This window comes from uncultured Shewanella sp. (genome assembly GCF_947491715.1).
Lineage (GTDB): Bacteria > Pseudomonadota > Gammaproteobacteria > Enterobacterales > Shewanellaceae > Shewanella.
Genome location: NZ_CANLKR010000019.1, coordinates 51,057 through 75,801, shown reverse-complemented (window position 1 = coordinate 75,801; position 24,745 = coordinate 51,057). Strand labels below are relative to the sequence as shown.

General features: G+C 45.2%; 34 protein-coding genes. 33 read left to right on the top strand and 1 reads right to left on the bottom strand.

What is annotated here, in order from left to right; all coding sequences use genetic code 11:
* Positions 1 to 79: 79 nt before the first annotated feature.
* The 5 genes from rpoC (at position 80) to tuf (ending at position 8,843) form a co-directional block, all read left to right on the top strand.
* The gene (gene rpoC, locus Q0779_RS13885; RefSeq protein ID WP_298773420.1) at positions 80 to 4,294 is read left to right on the top strand and encodes a DNA-directed RNA polymerase subunit beta'; all 4,215 of its coding nucleotides are present in this window, start codon (positions 80 to 82) and stop codon (positions 4,292 to 4,294) included.
* Between the two features lie 186 nt (positions 4,295 to 4,480).
* Complete coding sequence (gene rpsL / locus Q0779_RS13880; RefSeq protein WP_012327264.1) at positions 4,481 to 4,855, top strand: 30S ribosomal protein S12; 375 nt, start codon at positions 4,481 to 4,483, stop codon at positions 4,853 to 4,855.
* 79 nt (positions 4,856 to 4,934) lie between these two features.
* A complete protein-coding gene (gene rpsG / locus Q0779_RS13875) occupies positions 4,935 to 5,405 on the top strand; it encodes a 30S ribosomal protein S7 (RefSeq protein ID WP_298773419.1) in 471 nt (156 codons plus the stop codon).
* Positions 5,406 to 5,478: 73 nt separating this feature from the next.
* Complete coding sequence (gene fusA, locus Q0779_RS13870) at positions 5,479 to 7,575, top strand: elongation factor G (protein WP_298773418.1); 2,097 nt, start codon at positions 5,479 to 5,481, stop codon at positions 7,573 to 7,575.
* Positions 7,576 to 7,658: 83 nt separating this feature from the next.
* A complete protein-coding gene (tuf, locus tag Q0779_RS13865) occupies positions 7,659 to 8,843 on the top strand; it encodes an elongation factor Tu (protein WP_298773417.1) in 1,185 nt (394 codons plus the stop codon).
* Positions 8,844 to 8,916: 73 nt separating this feature from the next.
* Here tuf and Q0779_RS13860 read toward each other — a convergent pair whose 3' ends face one another.
* Positions 8,917 to 10,275, bottom strand: coding sequence for a hypothetical protein (locus Q0779_RS13860; RefSeq protein ID WP_298773416.1), 1,359 nt, complete (start codon positions 10,273 to 10,275; stop codon positions 8,917 to 8,919).
* A 330-nt stretch (positions 10,276 to 10,605) separates the two neighbouring features.
* Between Q0779_RS13860 and rpsJ the strand changes: the two genes are divergently transcribed.
* The 28 genes from rpsJ (at position 10,606) to rplQ (ending at position 24,218) form a co-directional block, all read left to right on the top strand.
* On the top strand, positions 10,606 to 10,917 hold the full coding sequence (gene rpsJ / locus Q0779_RS13855; RefSeq protein ID WP_005503530.1) for a 30S ribosomal protein S10: 312 nt from the start codon (positions 10,606 to 10,608) through the stop codon (positions 10,915 to 10,917).
* A gap of 27 nt (positions 10,918 to 10,944) precedes the next feature.
* Positions 10,945 to 11,583 carry a 50S ribosomal protein L3 gene (gene rplC / locus Q0779_RS13850; protein ID WP_298773415.1) on the top strand — a complete coding sequence of 213 codons (639 nt, stop codon included), beginning with the start codon at positions 10,945 to 10,947 and terminating at the stop codon, positions 11,581 to 11,583.
* A gap of 16 nt (positions 11,584 to 11,599) precedes the next feature.
* Complete coding sequence (gene rplD, locus Q0779_RS13845; RefSeq protein ID WP_248942522.1) at positions 11,600 to 12,205, top strand: 50S ribosomal protein L4; 606 nt, start codon at positions 11,600 to 11,602, stop codon at positions 12,203 to 12,205.
* Positions 12,202 to 12,504: a 50S ribosomal protein L23 gene (rplW, locus tag Q0779_RS13840; protein WP_298773414.1), complete on the top strand. Its 303-nt coding sequence runs from the start codon at positions 12,202 to 12,204 to the stop codon at positions 12,502 to 12,504. The genes rplD and rplW overlap by 4 nt, the downstream gene beginning before the upstream one ends.
* 16 nt (positions 12,505 to 12,520) lie before the next feature.
* Positions 12,521 to 13,348: a 50S ribosomal protein L2 gene (gene rplB, locus Q0779_RS13835; protein WP_298773413.1), complete on the top strand. Its 828-nt coding sequence runs from the start codon at positions 12,521 to 12,523 to the stop codon at positions 13,346 to 13,348.
* Positions 13,349 to 13,359: 11 nt separating this feature from the next.
* Positions 13,360 to 13,638 carry a 30S ribosomal protein S19 gene (rpsS, locus tag Q0779_RS13830; RefSeq protein WP_006083596.1) on the top strand — a complete coding sequence of 93 codons (279 nt, stop codon included), beginning with the start codon at positions 13,360 to 13,362 and terminating at the stop codon, positions 13,636 to 13,638.
* A 15-nt stretch (positions 13,639 to 13,653) separates the two neighbouring features.
* Positions 13,654 to 13,986: a 50S ribosomal protein L22 gene (gene rplV, locus Q0779_RS13825; RefSeq protein ID WP_248942525.1), complete on the top strand. Its 333-nt coding sequence runs from the start codon at positions 13,654 to 13,656 to the stop codon at positions 13,984 to 13,986.
* Positions 13,987 to 13,995: 9 nt separating this feature from the next.
* Positions 13,996 to 14,685, top strand: a complete 690-nt coding sequence (rpsC, locus tag Q0779_RS13820; protein WP_298773406.1) for a 30S ribosomal protein S3 — start codon at positions 13,996 to 13,998, stop codon at positions 14,683 to 14,685.
* 11 nt (positions 14,686 to 14,696) lie between these two features.
* The gene (gene rplP / locus Q0779_RS13815; RefSeq protein ID WP_020912144.1) at positions 14,697 to 15,107 is read left to right on the top strand and encodes a 50S ribosomal protein L16; all 411 of its coding nucleotides are present in this window, start codon (positions 14,697 to 14,699) and stop codon (positions 15,105 to 15,107) included.
* On the top strand, positions 15,107 to 15,298 hold the full coding sequence (gene rpmC, locus Q0779_RS13810; RefSeq protein ID WP_012144642.1) for a 50S ribosomal protein L29: 192 nt from the start codon (positions 15,107 to 15,109) through the stop codon (positions 15,296 to 15,298). The genes rplP and rpmC overlap by 1 nt, the downstream gene beginning before the upstream one ends.
* Positions 15,298 to 15,546, top strand: a complete 249-nt coding sequence (gene rpsQ / locus Q0779_RS13805) for a 30S ribosomal protein S17 (RefSeq protein ID WP_298773402.1) — start codon at positions 15,298 to 15,300, stop codon at positions 15,544 to 15,546. The genes rpmC and rpsQ overlap by 1 nt, the downstream gene beginning before the upstream one ends.
* 180 nt (positions 15,547 to 15,726) lie before the next feature.
* A complete protein-coding gene (rplN, locus tag Q0779_RS13800; protein ID WP_298773401.1) occupies positions 15,727 to 16,095 on the top strand; it encodes a 50S ribosomal protein L14 in 369 nt (122 codons plus the stop codon).
* An 11-nt stretch (positions 16,096 to 16,106) separates the two neighbouring features.
* Entirely contained in the window at positions 16,107 to 16,421 is a 315-nt protein-coding gene (rplX, locus tag Q0779_RS13795) for a 50S ribosomal protein L24 (RefSeq protein ID WP_298773400.1), read from the top strand.
* 12 nt (positions 16,422 to 16,433) lie between these two features.
* Positions 16,434 to 16,973: a 50S ribosomal protein L5 gene (gene rplE / locus Q0779_RS13790; RefSeq protein ID WP_298773399.1), complete on the top strand. Its 540-nt coding sequence runs from the start codon at positions 16,434 to 16,436 to the stop codon at positions 16,971 to 16,973.
* A 10-nt stretch (positions 16,974 to 16,983) separates the two neighbouring features.
* Positions 16,984 to 17,289: a 30S ribosomal protein S14 gene (gene rpsN / locus Q0779_RS13785; protein ID WP_298773397.1), complete on the top strand. Its 306-nt coding sequence runs from the start codon at positions 16,984 to 16,986 to the stop codon at positions 17,287 to 17,289.
* A gap of 24 nt (positions 17,290 to 17,313) precedes the next feature.
* Entirely contained in the window at positions 17,314 to 17,706 is a 393-nt protein-coding gene (gene rpsH / locus Q0779_RS13780) for a 30S ribosomal protein S8 (protein WP_298773395.1), read from the top strand.
* 10 nt (positions 17,707 to 17,716) lie between these two features.
* Positions 17,717 to 18,250 (top strand): 50S ribosomal protein L6, encoded by a 534-nt coding sequence (gene rplF / locus Q0779_RS13775; protein ID WP_298773393.1) that lies wholly within the window; start codon positions 17,717 to 17,719, stop codon positions 18,248 to 18,250.
* 10 nt (positions 18,251 to 18,260) lie between these two features.
* Entirely contained in the window at positions 18,261 to 18,611 is a 351-nt protein-coding gene (rplR, locus tag Q0779_RS13770; RefSeq protein ID WP_298773391.1) for a 50S ribosomal protein L18, read from the top strand.
* A gap of 12 nt (positions 18,612 to 18,623) precedes the next feature.
* A complete protein-coding gene (rpsE, locus tag Q0779_RS13765) occupies positions 18,624 to 19,127 on the top strand; it encodes a 30S ribosomal protein S5 (RefSeq protein ID WP_298773389.1) in 504 nt (167 codons plus the stop codon).
* Positions 19,128 to 19,133: 6 nt separating this feature from the next.
* Positions 19,134 to 19,316: a 50S ribosomal protein L30 gene (gene rpmD, locus Q0779_RS13760; RefSeq protein ID WP_298773387.1), complete on the top strand. Its 183-nt coding sequence runs from the start codon at positions 19,134 to 19,136 to the stop codon at positions 19,314 to 19,316.
* Position 19,317: 1 nt separating this feature from the next.
* Positions 19,318 to 19,752: a 50S ribosomal protein L15 gene (gene rplO, locus Q0779_RS13755; protein ID WP_298773386.1), complete on the top strand. Its 435-nt coding sequence runs from the start codon at positions 19,318 to 19,320 to the stop codon at positions 19,750 to 19,752.
* 7 nt (positions 19,753 to 19,759) lie between these two features.
* Positions 19,760 to 21,100 (top strand): preprotein translocase subunit SecY, encoded by a 1,341-nt coding sequence (secY, locus tag Q0779_RS13750; RefSeq protein WP_298773385.1) that lies wholly within the window; start codon positions 19,760 to 19,762, stop codon positions 21,098 to 21,100.
* Between the two features lie 23 nt (positions 21,101 to 21,123).
* The gene (rpmJ, locus tag Q0779_RS13745) at positions 21,124 to 21,237 is read left to right on the top strand and encodes a 50S ribosomal protein L36 (protein WP_006083579.1); all 114 of its coding nucleotides are present in this window, start codon (positions 21,124 to 21,126) and stop codon (positions 21,235 to 21,237) included.
* A 112-nt stretch (positions 21,238 to 21,349) separates the two neighbouring features.
* A complete protein-coding gene (gene rpsM / locus Q0779_RS13740; protein WP_012153475.1) occupies positions 21,350 to 21,706 on the top strand; it encodes a 30S ribosomal protein S13 in 357 nt (118 codons plus the stop codon).
* A 17-nt stretch (positions 21,707 to 21,723) separates the two neighbouring features.
* Entirely contained in the window at positions 21,724 to 22,116 is a 393-nt protein-coding gene (gene rpsK, locus Q0779_RS13735; RefSeq protein ID WP_012153476.1) for a 30S ribosomal protein S11, read from the top strand.
* Positions 22,117 to 22,151: 35 nt separating this feature from the next.
* Complete coding sequence (gene rpsD / locus Q0779_RS13730; protein ID WP_298773376.1) at positions 22,152 to 22,772, top strand: 30S ribosomal protein S4; 621 nt, start codon at positions 22,152 to 22,154, stop codon at positions 22,770 to 22,772.
* Positions 22,773 to 22,796: 24 nt separating this feature from the next.
* On the top strand, positions 22,797 to 23,786 hold the full coding sequence (gene rpoA, locus Q0779_RS13725; protein WP_298773374.1) for a DNA-directed RNA polymerase subunit alpha: 990 nt from the start codon (positions 22,797 to 22,799) through the stop codon (positions 23,784 to 23,786).
* A gap of 39 nt (positions 23,787 to 23,825) precedes the next feature.
* Positions 23,826 to 24,218, top strand: coding sequence for a 50S ribosomal protein L17 (gene rplQ / locus Q0779_RS13720; RefSeq protein WP_298773372.1), 393 nt, complete (start codon positions 23,826 to 23,828; stop codon positions 24,216 to 24,218).
* Positions 24,219 to 24,745 lie beyond the last annotated feature (527 nt).

Here is a 24,745-nt window from a genome sequence, read left to right as displayed (position 1 = left end):
TAATCCTCTAGTTTGGCAACAAAAACGGTGTCCTACTTTTAAAGTGGGGCACCCGGTTTAACTCCTTCAGGAGAGAAACGTGAAAGACTTATTAAAGTTTCTGAAACAGCAAAGCAAGACTGAAGAATTCGAAGGGATCAAAATTGGCCTAGCGTCGCCAGATCTGATCCGCTCTTGGTCATTTGGTGAAGTTAAGAAGCCAGAAACCATTAACTACCGTACATTCAAGCCTGAGCGTGAAGGTTTGTTCTGTGCAAGGATCTTTGGTCCTGTTAAAGATTACGAATGCTTATGTGGTAAATATAAGCGTCTTAAGCACCGTGGTGTGATCTGTGAAAAGTGTGGTGTTGAAGTTACACAGACTAAAGTACGTCGTGAGCGTATGGGTCACATTGATCTTGCAAGCCCAGTTGCCCATATCTGGTTCTTGAAATCATTACCGTCTCGTATCGGTTTGATGCTAGATATGACATTACGTGATATTGAGCGCGTATTGTATTTTGAATCATTCGTCGTTATCGAGCCTGGCATGACCAGTCTTGAGCGTGGCCAAATGCTAACAGAAGAAAATTATCTGGATGCATTGGAAGAGTACGGTGATGAATTTGAAGCTAAAATGGGTGCAGAAGCCGTTTTAGAATTACTGCGTGCTATCGATCTTGAAAAAGAAATCGAGATGATGCGTGAAGAGTTACCGTCAATTAACTCTGAAACACGTCGTAAGAAGATGACCAAACGCTTAAAACTTATTGAAGCGTTTTTCCAATCAGGTAACAAGCCTGAGTGGATGATCCTAAAAGTATTACCGGTTCTGCCACCTGATCTTCGTCCATTAGTGCCACTTGATGGTGGTCGTTTTGCGACGTCTGATCTGAACGACCTTTATCGTCGTGTGATTAACCGTAACAACCGTTTGAAGCGTCTACTTGACCTTGCAGCGCCAGATATCATCGTACGTAACGAAAAGCGTATGTTGCAAGAGTCTGTCGATGCATTGCTTGATAACGGACGTCGTGGTCGTGCGATTACCGGTTCTAACAAGCGTCCGCTTAAATCTTTGGCTGATATGATCAAAGGTAAGCAAGGTCGTTTCCGTCAGAACCTATTGGGTAAACGTGTTGATTACTCTGGTCGTTCTGTTATTACCGTGGGTCCAACGTTACGTCTACATCAATGTGGTCTTCCTAAGAAGATGGCATTGGAACTGTTCAAACCTTTCATCTATGGCAAGCTTGAAGGTCGTGGTTTAGCCACTACCATTAAAGCCGCTAAGAAAATGGTTGAACGTGAAGTCCCTGAAGTTTGGGATGTCCTTGATGATGTGATCCGCGAACATCCAGTGATGCTCAACCGTGCGCCAACATTGCACAGATTGGGTATTCAAGCGTTTGAGCCAGTATTGATTGAAGGTAAAGCGATTCAGCTGCATCCTTTGGTTTGTGCGGCATACAACGCCGATTTCGATGGTGACCAAATGGCGGTTCACGTGCCTCTAACGCTGGAAGCTCAGCTAGAAGCACGTTCATTAATGATGTCAACCAACAACATCCTTTCACCTGCAAATGGTGAGCCGGTGATCACACCGTCTCAAGATGTTGTATTGGGTCTTTACTATACCAGCCGTGAGCGCATTAACGGTAAAGGTGAAGGCATGGCGTTTGAATCTGTTGCGGAAGCCGAGAAAGCTTATCGTACTGGTTCTGCCGAATTGCATGCTCGCGTTAAAGTACGTATTACTGAAACGACGATCAATGAATTAGGTGAAAAAGTCAAAACACGCCGCATTGTGGATACGACTGTGGGCCGTGCTTTATTGTCTCTGATCTTACCTAAAGGTTTGTCTTATGATCTGGTTAACCAGAACATGGGTAAAAAGCAAATCTCTAAGTTATTGAATACCTGTTACCGTCAGTTGGGTCTAAAAGATACCGTTATCTTTGCTGACCAATTGATGTATACCGGTTTCCATTTTGCGACGATCTCTGGTGCTTCTGTTGGTATTGATGACATGGTCATCCCTGATGAGAAGTACACGCTTGTATCGGATGCTGAAGCTGAAGTTATCGAGATTCAAGAGCAGTTCCAGTCTGGTCTGGTAACCGCGGGTGAGCGATATAACAAGGTTATTGATATCTGGGCTAGTGCGAACGAGAAAGTCTCTAAAGCGATGATGAAGAATTTATCGACTGAGACTGTGATCAATCGCGACGGTGTGGAAGAAGAACAAGAGTCATTCAACAGCATTTACATGATGGCCGATTCGGGCGCTCGTGGTAGTGCTGCTCAGATCCGTCAGCTAGCGGGTATGCGTGGTCTGATGGCAAAACCGGATGGTTCTATTATTGAAACGCCGATTGTGGCGAACTTCCGTGAAGGCCTAAACGTATCTCAGTACTTCATCTCAACTCACGGTGCGCGTAAAGGTTTGGCCGATACGGCATTGAAAACGGCGAACTCGGGTTACTTGACTCGTCGTCTTGTTGATGTTGCGCAAGATCTCGTGGTGATTGAAGATGATTGTGGCACACACGAAGGGCTAACAATGAAACCCCTTATTGAAGGTGGTGATGTTGTTGAACCATTACGTGAACGCGTATTGGGTCGTGTTGTGGCGAAAGATGTGTGTTATCCAGGTACTGAAAATGTCCTTGCACCACGTAACACATTACTTGATGAAGCTTGGTGTGATGTGCTTGAAGAGCACTCAATCGATGAAGTTCAGGTCCGTTCAGTGATCAGTTGTGACACAGACTTTGGTGTGTGTGCGGCGTGTTATGGTCGTGATTTGGCTCGTGGTCATCTGATTAACCAAGGTGAAGCTATTGGTGTTGTTGCAGCGCAATCGATTGGTGAGCCAGGTACACAGCTTACGATGCGTACTTTCCACATTGGTGGAGCGGCGTCAAGAGCCTCTGCAGCGAACAATGTTCAAGTGAAGAACGCCGGTACACTGAAGCTGCACAATGCTAAGCATGTGACGAATAGCGAAGGTAAGTTGGTGATTGTGTCTCGTTCATCAGAGCTTGCGATCATTGATGAGCTAGGCCGTGAGAAAGAGCGCTATAAAGTGCCTTACGGTACGGTACTTGAGAAGCTTGAAGATTCACAGCTTGAAGCGGGTAACATCATCGCTAACTGGGATCCTCATACTCACCCGATTATTACAGAAGTGGCGGGTACGACTAAGTTCGTTGATATGATTGATGGTGTCACTATGACACGTCAAACGGATGAACTGACGGGTCTATCGTCAATTGTGGTACTTGATGTTGCACAGCGTCCGACTGCGGGTAAAGAAATGCGCCCAATGATCCGATTGCTTGCGAGCGATGGTAGCGATCTTATGATCCCAGGTACGGATGTACCAGCACAATACTTCTTACCGGGCAACGCGATCGTTAACTTAGACGATAATGGTCTGATTAATGTTGGTGATGCGCTAGCACGTATTCCACAAGAGTCATCTAAAACCCGTGATATTACCGGTGGTCTTCCACGGGTTGCGGATTTATTTGAAGCGCGTAAGCCAAAAGAGCCTGCTATTCTTGCGGAAATCTCGGGTACCATTTCATTCGGTAAAGAAACCAAAGGTAAGCGTCGTCTCGTGATCACGCCTGCAGATGGTAACAAGCCTTATGAAGAGATGATCCCGAAATGGCGTAACTTGAACGTGTTCGAAGGTGAAAAAGTCGAACGTGGTGAAGTGATTGCTGATGGTGCTGAAGCGGCACACGATATCTTGCGTTTACGTGGTATCCACAACGTGGCTAACTATATCGTCAACGAAGTACAAGATGTTTACCGTCTGCAAGGGGTGAAAATCAACGATAAGCACATTGAGGTGATTATTCGCCAAATGTTGCGTAAGTGTGAGATCACTGATGCCGGTGATAGCCAATTCTTAGCGGGTGAACAAGCTGAAGTGTCTCGTGTGAAAATCGCTAACCGCGAATTAGAAGCACAAGGAAAGCAACCAGCGCGTTTCGAACGTGAGTTATTAGGTATCACTAAAGCGTCACTTGCAACGGAATCATTCATTTCAGCAGCTTCTTTCCAAGAAACCACGCGCGTACTGACCGAAGCGGCAGTAGGTGGTAAGAGTGATAAACTTCGTGGCTTGAAAGAGAACGTGATTGTAGGTCGCTTGATCCCTGCAGGTACCGGTTACTCATATCATCAGAAACGTCAACAAGCAGCACCAGCAGGTCAGCTTGATGAAACGCCGGTGATCAGTGCCAGTGAAGCAGAGCAAAATCTTGCCGATCTTCTTAACCTTGCAGGTAGCTCGGATTAAGGCTGAAAAAGGCTAAAAAACACGAAAAGGCGCCTTGTGCGCCTTTTTTTTAAACTAATTTCACTTAAAAGTTGTCTATTTCTTGACAGCAGGCCATTACCTTTCTAAAATTTCGCGTCCCACACCTGTGGGCTATAGATTTTTCACACCTTACTGTTGAATCTTTCAACTGATTCGGAGCTATACATGGCAACTGTAAACCAGTTGGTCCGCAAGCCTCGCGCCCCAAAAGTCGATAAGACTAATGTGCCAGCGTTGAATGCGTGTCCACAAAAACGTGGTGTTTGTACTCGCGTATACACTACTACACCAAAAAAACCTAACTCAGCACTACGTAAAGTAGCGCGTGTGCGTCTAACTAACGGTTTCGAAGTGACTTCGTACATCGGCGGTGAAGGCCACAACTTACAAGAACATAGTGTAATCTTGATCCGTGGTGGTCGTGTTAAAGATTTACCTGGTGTTCGTTATCACACAGTTCGTGGAGCACTCGATTGCGCAGGCGTAAGTGAACGTCGCCAAGGTCGTTCTAAGTACGGTGCTAAGCGTCCTAAGTCTTAACGTTTTCCGTTAAGTAAGGCCAAGCTAGATAATTTGAGATTCCAGTTTTGGGGTCCCTGAAGCATACGGAGAAATTGTTATGCCAAGACGTCGCGTTGTAGGACAACGTAAAATCCTACCAGATCCAAAATTTAATAGTGAGTTGTTGGCTAAGTTCATCAACGTCATTATGCAGGACGGCAAAAAGTCGACTGCTGAAAAAATCATTTACAAGGCACTTGATGTTGTCGCTGAAAAGAAAAGCGAAGATCATCTAGTAATCCTTGAAGCAGCCCTGGAAAATGTCCGTCCATCTGTCGAGGTTAAATCTCGTCGTGTGGGTGGTTCTACTTACCAGGTACCATGTGAAGTACGCCCAGTTCGTCGTAATGCACTGGGAATGCGTTGGTTAGTTGAAGCTGCTCGTAAGCGTGGTGAAAAATCTATGGCTTTACGTCTAGCCGGTGAAATGCTAGACGCTTCAGAAAACAAAGGCACTGCTGTTAAGAAGCGCGAAGACGTGCATCGTATGGCAGAAGCAAACAAAGCGTTTGCTCATTACCGCTGGTAATATCATGGCGTGGATTTTTCCACGCCATACTTACACTGCTATCACTCAGGTTTTAGCTAAGAGGGTATAAATCGTGGCTCGTACAACTCCAATTGAGCGTTACCGTAATATCGGAATTTGCGCTCATGTTGACGCTGGTAAAACTACCACCACTGAACGTGTTCTATTCTACACCGGAATGTCTCATAAGATCGGTGAAGTTCATGATGGCGCAGCCACTATGGATTGGATGGAGCAGGAGCAGGAGCGTGGGATTACCATCACCTCAGCTGCAACGACTACTTTCTGGCGCGGAATGGATGCCCAGTTTACTGAGCACCGTATTAACATCATTGATACTCCTGGTCACGTTGACTTCACTATTGAAGTAGAGCGATCTTTAAGGGTCCTTGATGGCGCTGTCGTTGTATTTTGTGGCTCTTCTGGTGTTGAGCCTCAATCAGAGACAGTATGGCGTCAAGCAGATAAGTATCATGTTCCTCGTATCGTATTCGTCAATAAGATGGATCGTGCTGGAGCAGATTTTACTGCTGTCGTTGAGCAAATCCGTAACCGTTTAGGCGCGACCTGTGTACCGATTCAATTGAATATTGGTGCAGAGGAGAATTTCAAGGGCGTTGTTGATTTAATTAAAATGAAAGCGATTAACTGGTCTGAAGCAGATCAGGGCACGTCTTTCACTTATGAGGCTATTCCAGCTGATTTGACCGAGCAAGCGGCAGAAATGCGTGAATACTTGGTTGAAGCGGCTGCTGAAGCATCAGAAGAGTTGATGGATAAATACCTTGAAGAAGGTGATTTGTCTGAAGCTGAAATTAAAGAGGCATTACGTCAGCGTACCTTAAACAATGAGATCGTATTGGCCACTTGTGGTTCTGCTTTTAAGAACAAAGGGGTGCAAGCCGTTCTCGATGCTGTTGTTGAATACCTTCCTTCTCCTACTGAGGTGCCTGCTATTGCGGGGATCAATGAGAAAGAAGAGGAAGTCCATCGTCCTGCGGATGATGACGCGCCTTTTTCAGCATTAGCGTTTAAGATTGCAACCGATCCATTCGTTGGCACATTAAGCTTTATTCGCGTCTATTCAGGCGTGTTAGAAAGTGGTGCTGGCGTTTATAACTCGGTTAAGCAAAAACGCGAGCGAGTGGGTCGTATGGTGCAAATGCACGCCAATGATCGTCAAGAGATTAAAGAAGTTCGCGCTGGAGACATCGCGGCGGCTATTGGTCTTAAAGACGTGACAACTGGCGACACTTTGTGCGATATCGATCACAAAGTAATTTTAGAGCGTATGGAATTTCCTGAGCCTGTGATTACTATCGCTGTTGAGCCTAGAACAAAAGCCGACCAAGAGAAAATGGGCATTGCGCTGCAAAAATTGGCAGCGGAAGATCCATCATTCCGTGTTGAAACTGACGAAGAGTCAGGGCAAATACTGATCTCTGGTATGGGTGAACTACACTTAGACATCATCGTTGACCGTATGCGTCGCGAGTTTAATGTTGAGTGTAATGTAGGTAAGCCTCAAGTTGCATACCGTGAGACTATCCGCAGCAGTGTGGAAGTTGAAGGTAAATTCGTTCGTCAATCAGGTGGTCGAGGTCAATTCGGTCATGTTTGGTTGAAGCTTGAACCTCAAGAAGAAGGTGCAGGCTACGAATTTGTGAACGAAATCGTTGGGGGTGTGGTTCCTAAGGAATACATTCCAGCGGTGGATAAAGGCATTCAAGAACAGATGAAAAATGGTGTTGTTGCCGGTTTCCCTGTGTTGGATGTAAAAGTGACTTTATTTGATGGTTCATATCATGATGTGGACTCAAATGAAATGGCGTTTAAAGTGGCAGGTTCTATCGGGTTTAGAAAAGGCTGCGAAGATGCAAGCCCTGTTCTGCTCGAACCTTGCATGAAAGTTGAAGTCACAACACCTGAAAATCACATGGGTGATGTGGTTGGCGACTTGAATAGACGTCGTGGTTTGATCGAAGGTATGGATGACGGCATTGCCGGCGTCAAACTTGTTCGAGCCGTAGTACCTTTATCTGAAATGTTTGGTTATGCAACCGATTTACGCTCTGCGACTCAGGGTCGTGCTTCATACTCTATGGAGTTCTTGAAGTATTCTGAGGCGCCGCAAAACATCGCTAAGGCAATCACAGAATCTCGCATGTAAAACTGCGAAAAATGTGATTGTTATAAATTAATTGCTATTATCTCGACTTAGAGTCGAGTTTTCTGAAAAGAAAGGAATATATCGTGGCTAAAGAAAAATTTGAACGTAGTAAACCCCATGTAAACGTAGGCACAATTGGTCACGTTGACCATGGTAAAACTACTCTAACTGCTGCTATCTCTGCTGTATTGACTAAAACTTACGGTGGTGAAGTTAAAGATTTCGCACAAATCGATAACGCTCCAGAAGAGCGTGAGCGTGGTATTACAATTAATACTTCTCACATCGAATATGACACACCAACTCGTCACTATGCGCACGTAGATTGCCCAGGTCACGCGGATTATGTTAAAAACATGATCACTGGTGCTGCTCAAATGGACGGTGCAATCTTAGTTGTTGCTTCTACTGATGGCCCAATGCCACAAACGCGTGAGCACATCCTACTTTCTCGTCAGGTTGGTGTTCCTTTCATCATCGTATTCATGAACAAATGTGACATGGTAGATGACGAAGAGCTACTTGAGCTTGTCGAAATGGAAGTTCGTGAACTGCTTTCTGAATATGAATTCCCAGGTGATGACTTGCCAGTTATCCAAGGTTCAGCGCTTAAAGCCCTTGAAGGCGAAGCTGAGTGGGAAGCGAAGATCATTGAGCTTGCAGAAGCGCTAGATACTTACATTCCAGAGCCAGAGCGTGCGATTGACGGTGCATTCATTCTTCCAATCGAAGATGTTTTCTCAATCTCAGGTCGTGGTACTGTTGTTACCGGTCGTGTAGAGCGCGGTATCATCAAAGTGGGTGAAGAAGTTGAAATCGTGGGTATCAAAGATACCACTAAGACAACTTGTACTGGTGTTGAAATGTTCCGTAAACTGCTTGACGAAGGTCGTGCAGGTGAGAACTGTGGTGTACTACTACGTGGTACTAAGCGTGACGAAGTTGAGCGTGGTCAAGTATTGGCAGCGCCAGGTTCAATCACTCCTCATACAACTTTTGAATCAGAAATCTATGTACTTTCAAAAGAAGAAGGTGGACGTCATACTCCATTCTTCAAAGGCTACCGTCCACAGTTCTACTTCCGTACAACTGACGTAACAGGTACAATTGAGTTACCTGAAGGCGTAGAAATGGTAATGCCAGGTGATAACGTTCAAATGACCGTTACACTAATCTGCCCAATCGCGATGGACGAAGGTTTACGCTTCGCTATTCGTGAAGGTGGCCGTACAGTAGGTGCGGGTGTTGTTGCTAAGATTATTGCTTAATCGGCATTAATTTTATGTAATAGAAAAAGGCAGCTTAGGCTGCCTTTTTTGTTTTTATGATTTATGCCTGTATTTATTCATTGGGCGTTGTTAGGTCGAAATTCACAGTAATCAATTGGCGATTCAAATAAAGCAGCTCATTGGCGCGATCTTCTGAACGACTCTCTTTCGCGAGCTGTGCTCGCCACTCGGATAATGATAAATAGCGATCCACTTTCCTTAAGCTAATACTGACTCTTTTGTGTTCTATGGCATTAAATTTCGCCTGAATATGTTCAGGTAAACTCAATGTGGGAATTGTCCCTTCTCGCCCAGTAAAAATGAACCAAGTGTTATCACTCTCAAAATAAGACTGGCTAGCATTATCTAGCTTCAAAACAGTGGATGAAATATGGTTGTCATAATTGCTAAAGTCAAAATCGATCGTATCCGCGTCTAAGCGCATCTGCGTGGCGATATGTTCAACCTCTGGCAGCAAGGACTCATCGGCCGTCAATAACTCAATTGGCTGGGTATAACCTTCATCATCGATTGGCTGACGCGAAGAGATATTGATATTGGCGTGGGAGTCTAAGATATTTGATGAGAAGAAATCATGAGTATAAAGCATCGAAGTAAGATCTAGATCCGGATATATGTAGATAGGCTTGTCATGGTTGGAGCTATTCTGATTGGTGTTCCATGAATCATTTCTAAATTGATAAAAGCCAGTGTAAGCCACCAGAAAGCTGGTCTCGGTTGGTGGCGCAATATTAACTTCAATACCCTCACTGAAATCACTTAAGGTCAACTCTTGATCATCAGTTTGCGAAAACAGCCTAATGGCAGCTTTTGTTTGAATGCCATCATTATCCAGAAGGGTAATATCAGTCATAGTGTTTGCACACCAACTGACTTTAGTCATATTGTCTTGTAAATATGGTGCGAGGAACACGCTCATTGTGCTTCTATTAGCAGTGAAATTAACTGATTGAAATTCACTGTTGTCATACAGTTCGCTAATATCAATGTCGACTTCATCGCACTCACAACCGATATCATTATTGATATAATAAATTTTTTTACCTAAATCACCTGCTGTAACATCGAGGTAGCTATTCACTGTAACACCGACATCAAGATCATTAGGATTTGTGTAGGTGAGTTGAGTGATGTGCTGACTTGCAGCAGTCCATTCAATTTCAAGGTGCCCGTCTGTATCAGTTTGATGTTCACTTAATATATTACCGTCACTGTCATGAACAAGAAAGCGTGCATCAACATCGGGGCTTAATACACCACACTGGTTGGAACGCATCGCATCTAAGGTTAAATAAACAGGGGAGGGGGTGCCAGTATTTTCATTAGTATTGGCTGGCTCTGGATCACTGCCGCCACAGGCGGTTACGAAGGCTGCAAAAAAAGCACAAGCAGTAAGTTTTAATGTTTCCATAAAGTTGGTTTTTGTTTTCTTTAATGTAAAATTAAGCTGCGCACTATATAAGGTCGAATATATCGGTTCAAGCCCTTCTAAAAGTCTTTACAATTCACCGAACTCGACCATGTGCTTAATTATTGACAATTTGCTTGCTCTTAACACAAAACTGCGTATAATGGCCGCTCGCCTTAACCATTAGGCGAATAAATCAGTCAAGAAAAGCTTGACGTAAAATACAGCGGCTCCAATTGTGAGTCGAACGGTTAAATCATCTCGCTCTGCTTTTCCAGAAAGGAAGAAGCTAGAGGGTGATTTTTTATGTGTCCATTTTAGGAGCTCTGGTCAATGCAGAACCAAAGAATCCGTATCCGCTTAAAAGGATTTGATCATCGTTTGATCGATCAGTCTACTGCGGAAATCGTTGAAACTGCTAAGCGTACAGGCGCACAGGTACGTGGTCCAATTCCACTACCAACGCGTAAAGAACGTTATACCATTTTGACTTCTCCACACGTTAATAAAGATGCGCGTGATCAGTACGAACTTCGTACTCACAAACGTCTTGTTGACATCGTAGAGCCGACTGAGAAGACTGTAGATGCATTGATGCGTCTTGATCTTGCGGCGGGTGTTGACGTTCAAATTAGCTTAGGTTAATTGAGATCCTTAGAAGAGGTTTGAGAGATGGCTATCGGTCTTATCGGTCGTAAAGTAGGTATGACTCGTATCTTCAATGAAGATGGGGCGTCTATACCTGTTACAGTAATTGAAATAGCTGCTAACCGCGTTACCCAAGTGAAAACTTTGGAAACTGACGGTTACCGTGCACTTCAAGTTACTACTGGTACCAAAAAAGCTAATCGCATCACTAAACCAGAAGCAGGTCACTTTGCTAAGGCGGGCGTTGAAGCCGGTCGTGGTTTGTGGGAAGTGCGTTTGGCAGATGGTGAAGGCGAAAGCATTGAAGTTGGTGCTGAGCTAAATGTAGATATCTTCGCTGATGTAGCGAAAGTTGACGTTACTGGTCAATCAAAAGGTAAAGGTTTCCAAGGCGGCATTAAGCGTTGGAACTTCCATGCCCAAGACATGACTCATGGTAACTCACTGGCACATAGATCCAACGGTTCTATTGGTCAAAACCAAACACCTGGTCGCGTTTTCAAAGGTAAGAAAATGTCAGGCCACATGGGTGCAGAGCGTGTGACTACTCAGAATCTTGACATTGTTCGTGTCGATGCTGAGCGTAACTTGCTATTGGTTAAGGGTGCGGTTCCGGGTGCCACTAATGGCGACCTGATCATCAAACCTGCCGTTAAAGCTTAGGTCTGAGGAGATAGTAATGGAATTGGTATTGAAAGACGCACAGAGTGCTCTTGAAGTTTCCGAAACTACCTTCGGCCGTGACTTTAATGAAGCACTGGTTCATCAGGTAGTTGTAGCATATGCTGCAAACGCGCGTCAGGGCACTCGTGCTCAAAAAACTCGCGCAGAAGTTGTTGGTTCTGGCAAAAAGCCTTGGCGTCAAAAAGGAACTGGCCGTGCACGTGCCGGTACCGTTAAAGGCCCAATCTGGCGTGGCGGTGGCGTAACTTTCGCTGCTAAAACACAGGATCACAGCCAAAAAGTTAACAAAAAGATGTACCGCGGAGCGCTGAAAAGCATTTTCTCTGAATTGGTACGTCAAGACCGTCTGATTGTTGTTGAGTCATTTGGCGTTGAAGCTCCTAAAACGAAAGAGCTGAAAGCGAAATTAGACACAATGGAATTACAAGACGTGTTGATTGTGACTCCAGAAATTGACGAAAACTTATTCTTAGCCGCTCGTAACTTGTACAAAGTTGACGTTCGCGATGTTGCTGGTATTGATCCAGTTAGCCTTATCGCTTTCGACAAAGTCCTTGTTACTGCAGAAGCGATTAAGCAAATTGAGGAGATGCTAGGATGATAAGCGAAGAACGTTTGCTAAAAGTTATTCTAGCGCCACACATCTCTGAAAAGAGCACTGTTAATGCTGAGAAGAACAACACGGTTGTTTTCCGTGTCGCTATCGATGCGACTAAAGCTGAAGTTAAAGCTGCAGTAGCCACGTTATTTGAAGTTGAAGTTGATTCAGTTCGCACTTTGGTTAACAAAGGTAAAACTAAGCGTCACGGTGCCCGTATGGGTCGTCGTAGCGATTGGAAAAAAGCCTATGTGACTTTAGCTGAAGGTGCTGACATCGATTTCGTCGGCGGCGCTGAGTAAGCAAAGGAGAATTATCATGGCAGTTATTAAGTGTAAGCCAACCTCTCCAGGTCGTCGCCACGTAGTTAAAGTGGTGAACAGCGATTTGCATAAAGGGAAACCTTTTGCAGGCCTGTTGGCGAAAAAATCTAAAAGTGGTGGCCGTAATAATACCGGTCGTATCACTGTCCGTCACGTAGGTGGTGGTCATAAGCAGCATTACCGTATTATTGATTTCAAGCGTAATAAAGATGGTATCCCTGGGAAAGTTGAGCGTTTGGAATATGATCCAAACCGCACAGCAAACATCGCATTGGTACTATACGCTGATGGTGAGCGTCGTTACATTCTTGCCGCTAAAGGCATGAAAGCAGGCGATGCAGTCCAATCAGGTATTGATGCTGAAATCAAGACTGGTAACGCTCTGCCTCTACGTAATATCCCTGTGGGTAGCGTAGTGCACGCAGTTGAAATGAAGCCTGCTAAAGGTGCTCAAATCGCTCGCAGCGCAGGTGCTTACGTACAAGTTATTGCTCGTGATGGCGCATACGCCACTCTACGTCTTCGCTCTGGCGAAATGCGTAAAGTGCCTGTTGATTGCCGCGCGACATTGGGTGAAGTTGGTAATGCCGAGCATATGCTACGCCAGTTAGGTAAAGCAGGTGCTAAACGCTGGAGAGGCGTACGCCCGACAGTTCGTGGTGTTGCAATGAACCCAGTAGATCACCCACATGGTGGTGGTGAAGGCCGTACATCTGGTGGTCGTCATCCTGTGTCTCCATGGGGTCAGCCTACTAAGGGTTATAAGACTCGTAGTAACAAACGCACCGACAAGTACATTGTACGTCGTCGCAATAAAAAGTAAGAGGATTCGCCATGCCACGTTCTCTCAAGAAAGGTCCATTCATTGACCTGCACTTGCTGAAGAAGGTAGAGAAAGCGATGGAAGCGGGAGACAAAAAGCCTATTAAGACTTGGTCTCGTCGCTCTATGATCATCCCTAATATGATTGGGTTGACCATCGCTGTCCATAATGGTCGTCAGCATGTACCTGTGTTCGTAACTGACGAAATGATCGGCCACAAGCTTGGTGAATTTTCACCAACTCGCACTTATCGCGGCCATGCTGCTGATAAGAAAGCGAAGAAGCGTTAATACGGGAGGAATAAGATGGAAGTTTTAGCTAAACATCGTTTTGCCCGTACGTCGCCTCAAAAGTGCCGTTTGGTTGCAGATCAAATCCGAGGCCTGCCTGTTGCTAAGGCTCTCGAAATTTTGACTTTCAGCCCTAAGAAAGCCGCAGTACTTGTTAAAAAAGTACTCGACTCTGCTATCGCTAATGCTGAGCACAATGAAGGTGCTGACATTGACGAGCTAAGAGTTGGCGCCATCTTAGTTGATGAAGGTCCAACCATGAAGCGTATCATGCCACGTGCTAAAGGCCGTGCTGATCGCATAATCAAGCGTACCAGCCACATTACTGTGGTTGTATCAGATCGCTAGGAGTTAGCAATGGGACAGAAAGTACATCCTAATGGTATCCGTCTGGGTATCACTAAGCCTTGGATCTCGACCTGGTACGCTGATAAGTCAGACTATGCCAAGAACTTGAGCAGTGACTGGGAAGTGCGTAAGTTTCTAGAAAAGAAACTTAAGCAAGCTTCAGTTTCTAAAATAGTTATCGAGCGTCCAGCTAAAAGTGTTCGTGTGACTATCCACACAGCCCGTCCAGGTGTTGTGATTGGTAAGAAAGGCGAAGACGTTGAGAAGCTACGCAACCAAGTTGCTAAGTTGACTGGTATTCCAGCTCAAATCAACATCGCTGAAATCCGCAAGCCAGAGCTAGATGCGAAGTTAGTTGCCGAAGGCATCGCTTCTCAACTAGAGCGTCGTGTTATGTTCCGTCGTGCTATGAAGCGCGCCGTGCAAAATGCTATGCGTCTTGGTGCTAAAGGTATCAAAGTTGAAGTGAGTGGCCGTCTAGGTGGAGCTGAGATTGCACGTTCTGAGTGGTATCGTGAAGGTCGTGTACCTCTACATACTCTGCGTGCTGATATCGACTATTCGACAGCTGAGAGTCACACTCAATACGGTGTGATCGGCGTTAAAGTTTGGGTCTTCAAAGGTGAAGTTCTAGACGGAATCGTTCCTCAGCACGAAGAGCCGAAACAGCAGCCTAAGCGTAAGTCTCGCGGTAAATAGGAGAGCCGGCAATGCTGCAACCAAAACGAATGAAGTTTCGTAAAATGTTCAAAGGCCGTAACCGCGGTCTTGCGAACGGCACTGAAGTCAGCTTCGGTGAATTCGGTCTGAAAGCCGTAGGTCGTGGTCGACTTACTGCGCGTCAGATTGAATCTGCGCGTCGTGCGATGACACGTCACATTAAACGTCAAGGTCAGATTTGGATCCGCGTTTTCCCTGATAAGCCAATTACCTCTAAGCCTCTTGAAGTGCGTATGGGTAAAGGTAAGGGTAACGTTGAATATTGGGTTTGTCAGATCCAGCCTGGTAAGGTTCTTTATGAGATGAATGGTGTATCTGAAGAGTTAGCTCGTGAAGCTTTCGCTTTAGCTGCAGCTAAATTACCTCTTAAGACGACCTTCGTAACTAAGACGGTGATGTAATGAAAGCGAGCGAACTAACAGAAAAGAGCGTTGAAGAACTGAACGCTGAACTGCTTGGTCTGCTGCGTGAGCAGTTTAATCTGCGTATGCAACACGCCACTGGTCAGTTAACTCAGACTCATCAGCTTAAAATCGTGCGTCGCAACATTGCGCGCGTTAAGACCATTATTACTTCTAAGGCGGGTGCATAATGTCTGATAAAATCCGTACTTTGCAAGGTCGTGTACTTAGCAACAAAATGGACAAGTCCATTACTGTAGCTATTGAGCGTAAAGTGAAACATCCTCTATACGGGAAGTTCCTTAAGCGTACTACAAAGATCCATGCACATGACGAACAAAATCAGTGTAATGCTGGCGATGTCGTGACTATTCGCGAATGCCGTCCGCTGTCTAAGACTAAGTCTTGGACCCTGGTTGAAGTAGTATCAAAGGCCTAATTTCGATTAGGTAAAATAGTTAAACGGCTCCATTTCCGGGGTCGTTTATTTTTTAGTACTATCTATTCCTAATTTCGGGTGTTATACTTGCGCGCCTTTTTCAGAAAAATATCTGAAAAAGCGAGTAATAATTAGCCCCAATTGTTGGGATTATGAAGTAACGATAGCGGAGCACTTAAAATGATCCAAATGCAATCGGCTCTTGAAGTCGCCTGTAACAGTGGCGCTCGTAGAGTTCAGTGTATTAAGGTCTTGGGTGGCTCTCATCGTCGTTATGCCGGAATCGGCGACATCATCAAAGTTTCTGTAAAAGAAGCAATTCCTCGCGGTAAAGCGAAGAAAGGTGATGTGTATAACGCGGTGGTAGTCCGTACTAAGAAAGGCGTACGTCGTCCAGATGGTTCTGTCATTCGCTTCGATCGGAATGCAGCGGTATTGCTTAACGCAAACCTTGCACCGATTGGTACTCGTATCTTTGGACCAGTGACACGTGAATTGCGTACAGAGCAGTTCATGAAAATTGTCTCATTGGCACCAGAAGTACTGTAAGGAGCTTCAAAATGGCAGCTAAAATACGTCGCGAAGACGAAGTAATTGTACTAGCAGGTAAAGACAAGGGTAAACGCGGTAAGGTTTCTCAAGTTCTTCCTACTGGTAAATTGATGGTAGAAGGCATCAATCTTGTTAAGAAACACCAAAAGCCTAACCCACAACTGGGTGTGACTGGTGGTATTATTGAACAAGAAGCCGCTATACAAGCATCAAACGTAGCGATCTTCAACTCTGCCACTGGCAAAGCGGATCGTATTGGTTTCCGATTTGAAGACGGGAAAAAAGTCCGTTTCTTTAAATCGAACAGTGAACTCGTTAAGTAATTGGAGTAAACGATGGCGAAACTGCATGATAAATATCAAGAGACTGTTAGTCCTGAACTTATGAAAAAGTTCGGTTTTACCAGTGTCATGCAAGTCCCTCGGATTGAAAAGATCACCCTAAATATGGGTGTTGGCGAAGCTGTAGCAGATAAGAAAGTTATGGAGCATGCGCTTCGTGACATGACTGCTATCGCTGGTCAAAAGCCAGTTGTGACTGTCGCTCGTAAGTCAGTGGCTGGTTTTAAAATCCGTGAAGGCTACCCTATCGGCTGTAAAGTAACCCTGCGTGGCGAACGCATGTGGGAGTTCTTTGAGCGTTTAGTAGATATCGCAATCCCGCGTATTCGTGATTTCCGTGGTTTGAGTGTTAAGTCATTCGATGGCCGTGGTAACTATGCGATGGGTGTACGTGAGCAAATCATCTTCCCTGAGATCGAATACGATAAAATCGATAAGATCCGCGGTATGGATATTGTAATCACTACTTCTGCGAAGAATGATGAAGAAGGACGTGCTTTATTAAGCGCTTTCAACTTCCCATTCAAGAAATAAGGGTAGCGTAATGGCAAAAAGTTCAATGAAAGCACGTGAAGTAAAACGTGCCAAGCTCGTGGCAAAGTTCGCTGAAAAGCGTGCGGCACTTAAGGCTATCATTAGCAACCCAACAACGTCTGATGAAGATCGTTGGGATGCCGTTCTTAAGCTGCAAGGTCTACCACGTGACTCTAGCGCTGCGCGTCAACGCAATCGTTGTAGTCAAACGGGTCGCCCACATGGTTTCTTACGTAAATTCGGCTTAAGCCGTATTAAATTACGTGAAGCAACGATGCGCGGTGAGGTTCCTGGCCTTCGCAAGGCTAGTTGGTAAGCACTTGTCACGGAGTAAGCTAATATGAGCATGCAAGATCCTATTGCGGATATGTTAACACGTATTCGTAACGGCCAAGCTGCTAACAAAGTATCTGTGAAGATGCCTTCAGCTAAGTTAAAAATCGCTATCGCGAAAACACTTAAAGAAGAAGGTTACATCTCAGACTACGCCGTAGCAGATGAAGCTAAGCCTGAATTGGAAGTTACGTTAAAGTATTTCCAAGGGCAACCAGTCGTTGAGACTATCCAGCGCGTTAGTCGCCCAGGTCTTCGTATTTACAAAGGTAAAGACGAACTTCCTAAGGTGATGGGCGGTCTAGGTGTCGCAATTGTTTCCACTTCTAAAGGCTTGATGACCGATCGTGCCGCCCGCCAAGCAGGCATGGGTGGTGAGGTTATCTGCTACGTAGCGTAAGGAGCTAGGTATGTCACGTGTTGCAAAAGCACCCGTATCTATTCCAGCTGGCGTAGAGGTGAGCTTGAAAGATCAAGAGATTACCGTTAAAGGCGGAAAATCTACTTTGACTCGAGTGATAAACAGTGCGGTAAACCTCGTTGTTGAAGGTGATAAAGTCACTTTCGCACCAGTAGAAGGCGTCGCAGGCGCTTGGGCACAAGCAGGTACTGCTCGTGCACTGGTAAACAACATGGTTATAGGTGTGTCTCAAGGTTTCGAGAAGAAATTACAGTTAATTGGTGTTGGTTACCGTGCGAAAATCGCCGGTAAAGGCATTGATTTGACTTTAGGTTTTTCACATCCTTTAGTACATGAACTACCCGCAGGCGTCACAGCAGAATGTCCTTCACAAACTGAAATCGTACTGAAAGGTGCCGATAAGCAGTTAGTGGGTCAGGTTGCTGCTAACATTCGCGGCTATCGTCCACCAGAGCCTTATAAAGGTAAAGGTGTTCGTTATGCTGACGAACAAGTACGCCGTAAAGAGGCTAAGAAGAAGTAGGTAACGCGATATGGATAAGAAAACATCTCGCTTACGCCGCGCGACTCGCGCCCGTAAGAAGATCCAAGAGCTGGGCGTTAATCGTCTGGTTGTACATCGTACACCACGTCATATCTATGCACAGGTCATTAGTCCTACTGCACAGGTTTTGGCGGCAGCTTCTACTGCTGAAAAAGCGGTAACAGAGCAACTAAAGTACACCGGTAACGTTGATGCAGCTAAAGTAGTGGGTAAAGCTATTGCTGAGCGCGCCGTTGAAAAAGGTGTTACTAGCGTCGCTTTCGATCGTTCCGGTTTCAAGTATCATGGTCGTGTAGCAGCTTTAGCTGATGCCGCTCGTGAAGCTGGCCTCCAGTTCTAAGGGGTTATAAGAATGGCTAAATTTGAAGCTCAACAGAAAGACGACCTGCAAGAGAAATTAGTTGCAGTGAATCGTGTTTCTAAAGTTGTAAAAGGCGGACGTATCTTCAGTTTCACTGCATTAACTGTAGTGGGTGACGGTAACGGTAAAGTCGGTTACGGCTATGGTAAAGCGCGTGAAGTGCCTGCCGCAATTCAAAAAGCAATGGAAAAGGCTCGCCGTAACATTGTTAACGTTGAATTGAATGGTGGAACTTTGCACCACCCTGTTAAAGGGCGTCATACTGGTTCGCGTGTTTACATGCAACCTGCATCTGACGGTACTGGTATTATTGCCGGTGGTGCTATGCGTGCCGTATTGGAAGTAGCAGGCGTTCATAACGTACTGTCAAAAGCATACGGTTCTACTAACCCGATCAACATCGTTCGCGCAACTGTCGATGCGTTGGTGCACATGAAGTCACCATCACAAATCGCAGCCAAGCGTGGCCTGAATGTTGATGAACTTCGAGGTTAATACACCATGGCTACTAAAACTTTAAAAGTAACTCAGACTAAAAGTTCAATTGGACGTTTGCCTAAGCATCGTGCCACTTTAACAGGTCTTGGTTTACGCCGTATTAATCATACTGTTGAATTAGAAGATACACCTTCTGTTCGTGGTATGATCAATAAGGTTTACTACATGGTTTCGGTGGAGGAATAAGATGCGTCTAAATACTCTATCACCTGCTGCAGGTGCAAAATCCACAGCTAAGCGTGTAGGTCGCGGTATTGGTTCTGGCCTAGGTAAGACAGCCGGTCGTGGTCACAAGGGACAAAAGTCTCGCTCAGGTGGCGGCGTTCGTGTCGGTTTTGAGGGTGGTCAAATGCCACTTAAAATCCGTCTGCCTAAATTTGGTTTTACTTCGCGTAAAGCGTTAGTAACATCAGAAATTCGCACGAGCGAATTGGCAAAAGTTAACGGTGATGTTATCGACCTTAATGCGCTGAAAGATGCGAATTTAGTTACTCGCAACATACAGTTTGCTAAAATCGTTCTTTCAGGTACCATTGAACGCCCAGTGACCGTAAAAGGTCTTAAGGTAACTAAAGGTGCTCGTGCAGCGATTGAAGCTGCCGGCGGTAAGATCGAGGAATAATACGTCGATGGCAAAACCAGGACTTGATACAAAAAGCACGAAGGGTGGACTCTCAGAACTGAAAGCTCGCCTCCTGTTCGTGATTGGTGCAATAATCGTCTTTAGGGCGGGATCGTTTGTACCGATTCCTGGTATTGACGCCGCTGTATTAGCAGAGCTGTTCAATCAGCAAAAGGGAACCATCTTAGGCATGTTTAACATGTTCTCAGGTGGTGCCCTTGAACGTGCTTCTATCTTTGCATTGGGTATTATGCCGTATATTTCGGCATCGATTATCATGCAATTATTGACTGTGGTTCATCCTGCACTCGCTGAGCTTAAGAAAGAAGGCGAGTCTGGACGGAAAAAAATCAGTCAGTATACGAGGTACGGTACCTTGGTTCTGGGCACGTTCCAGGCAATTGGTATTGCGACAGGGTTACCAAACTTAGTCCCAGGTTTAGTGGTAAACTTAGGCTTTAGTTTTTACTTTGTAGCAGTTGTGAGTCTAGTGACAGGAACCATGTTCCTGATGTGGCTAGGTGAGCAAATTACCGAGAGAGGCATAGGGAATGGTATCTCGATATTGATTTTCGCAGGTATTGTTGCCGGTCTACCATCTGCTATCGGCCAAACGGCTGAACAGGCGCGTCAAGGCGACTTGAATGTACTCGTATTGTTGTTACTTGCAGTGATTGTTTTCGCTGTAACATACTTTGTGGTATTCGTTGAGCGTGGACAACGTCGTATCGTTGTTAATTACGCAAAACGTCAGCAAGGCCGTAAGGTGTTTGCCGCACAAAGTACGCATTTACCACTTAAATTAAATATGGCGGGTGTGATTCCCCCTATTTTTGCGTCCAGCATTATTTTGTTCCCAGGCACACTGGCTCAGTGGTTTGGTCAAAATGAGTCCATGTCATGGTTAAGTGATTTTTCACTGGCTGTGTCACCAGGACAACCGCTGTACTCATTATTATATGCGACAGCAATCATTTTCTTCTGTTTCTTCTATACTGCGTTGGTGTTTAACCCACGCGAAACAGCAGATAACTTGAAGAAGAGTGGTGCGTTCATTCCCGGGATACGTCCTGGAGAACAGACTTCGCGTTACATTGATAAAGTGATGACTCGTTTGACATTAGCAGGCGCGTTATACATTACCTTTATCTGTTTAATTCCGGAGTTCATGTTAATTGCGTGGAAAGTACAGTTCTATTTTGGCGGTACTTCACTACTGATTATGGTAGTCGTAATCATGGACTTCATGGCTCAAGTTCAGACTCATATGATGTCTCATCAATATGATTCTGTAATGAAGAAAGCTAACCTAGTGAACAAAGCGAACTTAGATCGCTTTGGTCGATAAGCTAGCTTTTACGGAGTGATGTAATGAAAGTTCGAGCTTCCGTGAAGAAGATCTGCCGTAATTGCAAGATCGTAAAGCGTAGTGGCGTTGTTCGCGTGATTTGTGTTGAACCTAAACACAAACAGCGTCAAGGCTAAAAAAAAATTGGTCAGCCCTGTTCGGGCTGATCAAATATTATTTGCTAAATTGTCGTCTGTCGAGTATCCTACCGGGCTTTTCACAGATGACCTTTAACTTGAGGAGTGCATAGTGGCCCGTATCGCTGGCATTAACATTCCTGATCAAAAGCACACAGTCATTGCATTGACTGCTATCTACGGCATTGGTCGTACTCGCGCACAAGCTATTTGCGCGGCTACTTCAATCGCTGAAGATGCTAAGATCAAGGAATTGAGCGAAGCTCAAATTGATACTCTACGCGAAGAAGTCGCCAACTACATTGTAGAAGGTGATTTACGTCGTGAAGTTTCCATGAACATCAAGCGTCTTATGGACCTTGGTTGTTACCGTGGCCTTCGCCATCGTCGTAGCCTGCCCCTTCGTGGGCAACGTACTAAGACCAATGCGCGTACGCGTAAAGGTCCACGTAAACCAATCAGAAAGTAACGGGAAGGTAAACCAATATGGCTAAAGTTCCGTCACGTTCTCCGCGTAAGCGCGTACGTAAACAGGTTGCTGATGGTATGGCGCACATCCATGCGTCTTTCAACAACACAATCATCACCATTACCGATCGTCAAGGTAATGCACTGTCTTGGGCAACATCAGGTGGTTCAGGTTTCCGTGGTTCACGTAAATCTACTCCGTTTGCTGCACAGGTTGCTGCTGAGCGCGCAGGTACTGCTGCTCAGGACTACGGTGTTAAAAACCTAGAGGTTTTTGTGAAGGGTCCAGGTCCAGGGCGTGAATCAGCGATTCGTGCACTCAATTCGGTTGGTTATAAAATTACCAATATTACCGATGTGACGCCTATCCCTCACAATGGTTGTCGTCCTCCTAAGAAACGTCGCGTATAACACGCCACAATTATTAGGATAGTTGGAGAAAGAACATGGCAAGATACTTGGGTCCCAAGCTCAAGCTCAGCCGCAGAGAAGGTACAGACCTTTTCCTAAAAAGCGGTGTGAGAGCAATTGATTCGAAGTGTAAGCTTGAAACTGCACCTGGACAACACGGCGCTCGTAAGACCCGTTTGTCTGAGTATGGCGTTCAGCTACGCGAGAAACAAAAAGTTCGTCGTACTTACGGTGTGCTAGAAAAGCAATTCCGTAACTACTACAAAGATGCTGCACGTATTAAAGGCAATACAGGTGAAAACCTGTTACAACTTTTGGAAACTCGTCTAGATAACGTTGTTTATCGTATGGGTTTCGGTGCTACACGTGCTGAATCACGTCAGCTAGTTAGTCATAAGTCTATTATGGTTAACGGCAGCGTTGTCAACATTCCATCATTCAAAGTGTCTGCGAATGATGTCGTGAGCATTCGCGAGAAGTCACAGAAGCAAGCCCGTATTAAGGCTGCTTTAGAAGTGTCGGCTCAGCGCGAAAAGCCAACATGGGTTGAAGTAGATACCACTAAGATGGAAGGTGCTTTCAAGCGCATTCCTGAGCGTAGTGATTTGTCTGCGGATATTAACGAACAGCTGATCGTCGAACTTTACTCTAAGTAAAGTTAACACAAAAGAGAGGACACAATGCAGGGTTCTGTTACAGAATTTCTTAAACCGCGTCTCGTTGATATCGAGCAGGTTAATCCAACACGTGCCAAAGTGACACTGGAGCCTCTAGAACGCGGCTTTGGACACACTTTAGGTAACGCGTTGCGTCGTATCCTATTGTCGTCAATGCCAGGCTGCGCGGTTACCGAAGTAGAGATAGATGGTGTACTGCACGAATACAGCAGCAAGGAAGGCGTGCAAGAGGATATCCTTGAGATCCTTCTAAACCTGAAAGGTTTAGCTGTTGTGATCGAAGGGAAAGACGAGGCTATGCTTACGTTAAGTAAGTCAGGCGCAGGCCCTGTTACTGCAGCAGATATCACGCATGATGGTGATGTCACTATCATGAATCCTGACCATGTTATCTGTCATTTAACAGGTAATAATGATGTCAGCATGCGGATCCGTGTAGAACGTGGTCGCGGTTATGTGCCAGCATCAGCTCGCGCACAAACTGAAGACGATGATCGTCCTATCGGCCGTTTGTTGGTGGATTCTTCGTTTTCTCCTGTTGCACGTATCGCCTACAATGTAGAAGCGGCTCGTGTTGAACAGCGTACTGACTTAGACAAGCTTGTGATCGACATGACTACCAATGGTACTCTTGATCCTGAAGAAGCTATTCGTCGCTCAGCCACTATTTTAGCTGAACAGCTAGATGCGTTCGTTGAACTTCGTGATGTCACTGAGGTAGTTGAGAAGGAAGAGAAGCCGGAGTTCGATCCGATTCTGTTGCGTCCTGTCGACGATTTAGAGCTAACTGTACGTTCGGCTAACTGTTTGAAAGCCGAGGCGATTCATTACATCGGAGATCTGGTACAGCGCACTGAAGTTGAGCTGCTTAAAACACCTAACTTGGGTAAGAAATCACTTACCGAAATTAAGGATGTATTAGCGTCTCGCGGACTGTCGTTAGGTATGCGTCTAGAAAACTGGCCTCCAGCCAGTTTAGCAGACGACCTTTAAGTCCAGATTTGTACAGATTTAGGTAATAAGGATTAGGTCATGCGCCATCGTAAGAGTGGTCGTCAACTAAACCGTAACAGCAGTCATCGCCAAGCTATGTTTCGTAACATGGCTAGCTCATTAGTTCGTCACGAAGTGATCAAAACTACTGTAGCTAAAGCGAAAGAACTGCGTCGCGTAGTTGAGCCTCTGATAACACTTGCTAAAAGTGATAGCGTTGCAAATCGTCGTTTGGCGTTTGCTCGTACTCGCGACGCAGAAGTCGTAGGTAAGCTATTTAATGAATTGGGTCCACGCTTCCAGGAACGTCCTGGCGGTTACACCCGTATCCTTAAGTGCGGTTTACGTACTGGTGATAAAGCGCCTATGGCGTATATTGAACTAGTAGGTCGTGCTGATGTTGCTGAAGCTGACGTTGAAGTCGCTGAGTAACTAGGAATTCATTCTAAAAAAGGTCGAGCAATGCTCGGCCTTTTTTTATGCCCAAAATGTGGCTTACTTTCAAATGAAGGTCAATCACATTTTTTATTGTGCGATGAGCGAATTTATTTGGTATTAATAATATGTGTATATTCGCCGTACTTTCATGGTAATTAATTGCCTGCGGCAGGCTAAGGTCGTGGATTCCCATCCACACTGGGGCAAGAAGGACTGCTCGTCCTAAGTATATCCCTATCCAAAAGCCAGTTCGATGTCCTTATCTCTCACTCAGAGAGGCCATTATTATGGCCTTCGCCCTCCAATATCCATCATGACGCACATACGGAGTAGAAGCACTTCAATTTTTGATGGATAAAAATATTTATCGTCTCATATTCGCCGTCCTTGGCTCAACTAAGGCTATTTTCGACATCCTGTCTCAATCACAATATTTTTTATCGAAAAGTTAAAGTTACTCCGGTGGGGATCTTAAAAGCACAAGCAGGGTGTTTCTTCGATTTATATTTTATTGGCTTCCC